At 52.6% G+C, this 5,007-nt stretch carries 4 rRNA genes; all 4 read right to left on the reverse strand.

Annotated features, from left to right (window positions below):
• Positions 1-819: ribosomal RNA gene (locus tag VLA57_RS12480) — 23S ribosomal RNA — on the reverse strand; the annotation flags it as partial.
• Positions 820-986: 167 nt separating this feature from the next.
• A 16S ribosomal RNA gene (locus VLA57_RS12485) occupies positions 987-2,536 on the reverse strand.
• 186 nt (positions 2,537-2,722) lie between these two features.
• A 5S ribosomal RNA gene (gene rrf / locus VLA57_RS12490) occupies positions 2,723-2,838 on the reverse strand.
• Positions 2,839-2,893: 55 nt separating this feature from the next.
• Positions 2,894-5,007 (reverse strand): 23S ribosomal RNA (locus tag VLA57_RS12495); the annotation flags it as partial.

The following is a 5,007-nucleotide window of genomic DNA, read 5'->3' on the forward strand; positions in this document are numbered from 1 at the left end:
CCACACCTCATCCCCGCACTTTTCAACGTGCGTGGGTTCGGGCCTCCATTCAGTGTTACCTGAACTTCACCCTGGACATGGGTAGATCACCTGGTTTCGGGTCTACGACCACGTACTCAATTCGCCCTATTCAGACTCGCTTTCGCTGCGGCTCCGCATCTTCTGCTTAACCTTGCACGGGATCGTAACTCGCCGGTTCATTCTACAAAAGGCACGCCATCACCCGTTAACGGGCTCTGACTACTTGTAGGCACACGGTTTCAGGATCTCTTTCACTCCCCTTCCGGGGTGCTTTTCACCTTTCCCTCACGGTACTGGTTCACTATCGGTCACTAGGGAGTATTTAGCCTTGGGAGATGGTCCTCCCGGATTCCGACGGAATTTCACGTGTTCCGCCGTACTCAGGATCCACTCAGGAGAGAACGAAGTTTTGACTACAGGGCTGTTACCTCCTATGGCGGGCCTTTCCAGACCTCTTCATCTACCTCGTTCCTTTGTAACTCCGTACAGAGTGTCCTACAACCCCAAGAGGCAAGCCTCTTGGTTTGGGCTAATCCCGTTTCGCTCGCCGCTACTCAGGGAATCGCATTTGCTTTCTCTTCCTCCGGGTACTTAGATGTTTCAGTTCCCCGGGTCTGCCTTCTCATATCCTATGAATTCAGATATGGATACCACTCCATTACGAGTGGTGGGTTTCCCCATTCGGAAATCTCCGGATCAAAGCTTGCTTACAGCTCCCCGAAGCATATCGGTGTTCGTCCCGTCCTTCATCGGCTCCTAGTGCCAAGGCATCCACCGTGCGCCCTTTCTAACTTAACCGTTAAAAAGAATCACTATGTGATATCTTGTATTACTTGAATGTGATGTCTACTGTTATCTAGTTTTCAAAGAACACGTTTCGAAGGAATGATCCTTCAAAACTAAACAAGACAGGGAACGTTCTGTTTATAAGACCCAAGGTCTTATATTCCGTATAATATCCTTAGAAAGGAGGTGATCCAGCCGCACCTTCCGATACGGCTACCTTGTTACGACTTCACCCCAATCATCTGTCCCACCTTCGGCGGCTGGCTCCTAAAAGGTTACCTCACCGACTTCGGGTGTTACAAACTCTCGTGGTGTGACGGGCGGTGTGTACAAGGCCCGGGAACGTATTCACCGCGGCATGCTGATCCGCGATTACTAGCGATTCCAGCTTCACGCAGTCGAGTTGCAGACTGCGATCCGAACTGAGAACAGATTTGTGGGATTGGCTTAACCTCGCGGTTTCGCTGCCCTTTGTTCTGTCCATTGTAGCACGTGTGTAGCCCAGGTCATAAGGGGCATGATGATTTGACGTCATCCCCACCTTCCTCCGGTTTGTCACCGGCAGTCACCTTAGAGTGCCCAACTGAATGCTGGCAACTAAGATCAAGGGTTGCGCTCGTTGCGGGACTTAACCCAACATCTCACGACACGAGCTGACGACAACCATGCACCACCTGTCACTCTGCCCCCGAAGGGGACGTCCTATCTCTAGGATTGTCAGAGGATGTCAAGACCTGGTAAGGTTCTTCGCGTTGCTTCGAATTAAACCACATGCTCCACCGCTTGTGCGGGCCCCCGTCAATTCCTTTGAGTTTCAGTCTTGCGACCGTACTCCCCAGGCGGAGTGCTTAATGCGTTAGCTGCAGCACTAAGGGGCGGAAACCCCCTAACACTTAGCACTCATCGTTTACGGCGTGGACTACCAGGGTATCTAATCCTGTTCGCTCCCCACGCTTTCGCTCCTCAGCGTCAGTTACAGACCAGAGAGTCGCCTTCGCCACTGGTGTTCCTCCACATCTCTACGCATTTCACCGCTACACGTGGAATTCCACTCTCCTCTTCTGCACTCAAGTTCCCCAGTTTCCAATGACCCTCCCCGGTTGAGCCGGGGGCTTTCACATCAGACTTAAGAAACCGCCTGCGAGCCCTTTACGCCCAATAATTCCGGACAACGCTTGCCACCTACGTATTACCGCGGCTGCTGGCACGTAGTTAGCCGTGGCTTTCTGGTTAGGTACCGTCAAGGTACCGCCCTATTCGAACGGTACTTGTTCTTCCCTAACAACAGAGCTTTACGATCCGAAAACCTTCATCACTCACGCGGCGTTGCTCCGTCAGACTTTCGTCCATTGCGGAAGATTCCCTACTGCTGCCTCCCGTAGGAGTCTGGGCCGTGTCTCAGTCCCAGTGTGGCCGATCACCCTCTCAGGTCGGCTACGCATCGTCGCCTTGGTGAGCCGTTACCTCACCAACTAGCTAATGCGCCGCGGGTCCATCTGTAAGTGGTAGCCGAAGCCACCTTTTATGTCTGAACCATGCGGTTCAGACAACCATCCGGTATTAGCCCCGGTTTCCCGGAGTTATCCCAGTCTTACAGGCAGGTTACCCACGTGTTACTCACCCGTCCGCCGCTAACATCAGGGAGCAAGCTCCCATCTGTCCGCTCGACTTGCATGTATTAGGCACGCCGCCAGCGTTCGTCCTGAGCCAGGATCAAACTCTCCGATAAAGTAGTTTGACTGACTACGCACATCGCTGTGCGATTTATAAAAACTGAATTAACAGGTACGTTTTGTCTTGTTTAGTTTTCAAAGATCATTTTGTTTGTCCGCTTTGTTAAAGCAACTTTATTAGTATACAATGTCACTTCTTCAAAGTCAATAACTTTTTTAAAAAATTACACTAATGTGCAATTGCTTGGCGGCGTCCTACTCTCACAGGGGGAAACCCCCGACTACCATCGGCGCTGAAGAGCTTAACTTCCGTGTTCGGTATGGGAACGGGTGTGACCTCTTCGCTATCGCCACCAAACAAATTGAGAGTGTTCTCTCAAAACTAGATAACAGGTGTGACATCATTCAAAAATATGGTTAAGTCCTCGATCGATTAGTATCTGTCAGCTCCATGTGTCGCCACACTTCCACCTCAGACCTATCAACCTGATCATCTTTCAGGGATCTTACTTCCTTGCGGAATGGGAAATCTCATCTTGAGGGGGGCTTCATGCTTAGATGCTTTCAGCACTTATCCCGTCCGCACATAGCTACCCAGCGATGCCCTTGGCAGAACAACTGGTACACCAGCGGTGCGTCCATCCCGGTCCTCTCGTACTAAGGACAGCTCCTCTCAAATTTCCTGCGCCCGCGACGGATAGGGACCGAACTGTCTCACGACGTTCTGAACCCAGCTCGCGTACCGCTTTAATGGGCGAACAGCCCAACCCTTGGGACCGACTACAGCCCCAGGATGCGATGAGCCGACATCGAGGTGCCAAACCTCCCCGTCGATGTGGACTCTTGGGGGAGATAAGCCTGTTATCCCCGGGGTAGCTTTTATCCGTTGAGCGATGGCCCTTCCATGCGGAACCACCGGATCACTAAGCCCGACTTTCGTCCCTGCTCGACTTGTAGGTCTCGCAGTCAAGCTCCCTTGTGCCTTTACACTCTGCGAATGATTTCCAACCATTCTGAGGGAACCTTTGGGCGCCTCCGTTACCTTTTAGGAGGCGACCGCCCCAGTCAAACTGCCCACCTGACACTGTCTCCCCGCCCGATAAGGGCGGCGGGTTAGAAGGTCAATACAGCCAGGGTAGTATCCCACCGATGCCTCCACCGAAGCTGGCGCTCCGGTTTCCAAGGCTCCTACCTATCCTGTACAAGCTGTACCAACATTCAATATCAGGCTGCAGTAAAGCTCCACGGGGTCTTTCCGTCCTGTCGCGGGTAACCTGCATCTTCACAGGTACTATAATTTCACCGAGTCTCTCGTTGAGACAGTGCCCAGATCGTTGCGCCTTTCGTGCGGGTCGGAACTTACCCGACAAGGAATTTCGCTACCTTAGGACCGTTATAGTTACGGCCGCCGTTTACTGGGGCTTCAATTCGCACCTTCGCTTACGCTAAGCGCTCCTCTTAACCTTCCAGCACCGGGCAGGCGTCAGCCCCTATACTTCGCCTTACGGCTTCGCAGAGACCTGTGTTTTTGCTAAACAGTCGCCTGGGCCTATTCACTGCGGCTCTCTCGGGCTTGCACCCTAACAGAGCACCCCTTCTCCCGAAGTTACGGGGTCATTTTGCCGAGTTCCTTAACGAGAGTTCTCTCGATCACCTTAGGATTCTCTCCTCGCCTACCTGTGTCGGTTTGCGGTACGGGCACCTCTCACCTCGCTAGAGGCTTTTCTTGGCAGTGTGGAATCAGGAACTTCGCTACTATATTTCGCTCGCCATCACAGCTCAGCCTTATGGGAAACGGATTTGCCTATTTCCCAGCCTAACTGCTTGGACGCGGATATCCAATACCGCGCTTACCCTATCCTCCTGCGTCCCCCCATTGCTCAAATGGTGAGGAGGTGGTACAGGAATATCAACCTGTTGTCCATCGCCTACGCCTTTCGGCCTCGGCTTAGGTCCCGACTAACCCTGAGCGGACGAGCCTTCCTCAGGAAACCTTAGGCATTCGGTGGAGGGGATTCTCACCCCTCTTTCGCTACTCATACCGGCATTCTCACTTCTAAGCGCTCCACCAGTCCTTCCGGTCTGGCTTCACAGCCCTTAGAACGCTCTCCTACCACTGTTCGAAGAACAGTCCGCAGCTTCGGTGATACGTTTAGCCCCGGTACATTTTCGGCGCAGAGTCACTCGACCAGTGAGCTATTACGCACTCTTTAAATGGTGGCTGCTTCTAAGCCAACATCCTGGTTGTCTAAGCAACTCCACATCCTTTTCCACTTAACGTATACTTTGGGACCTTAGCTGGCGGTCTGGGCTGTTTCCCTTTCGACTACGGATCTTATCACTCGCAGTCTGACTCCCAAGGATAAGTCATTGGCATTCGGAGTTTGACTGAATTCGGTAACCCGGTAGGGGCCCCTAGTCCAATCAGTGCTCTACCTCCAAGACTCTTACCTTGAGGCTAGCCCTAAAGCTATTTCGGAGAGAACCAGCTATCTCCAGGTTCGATTGGCATTTCACCCCTACCCAC

Source organism: Psychrobacter sp. S4(2024) (genome assembly GCF_036861305.1).
Classification (GTDB): domain Bacteria; phylum Pseudomonadota; class Gammaproteobacteria; order Pseudomonadales; family Moraxellaceae; genus Psychrobacter; species Psychrobacter cryohalolentis.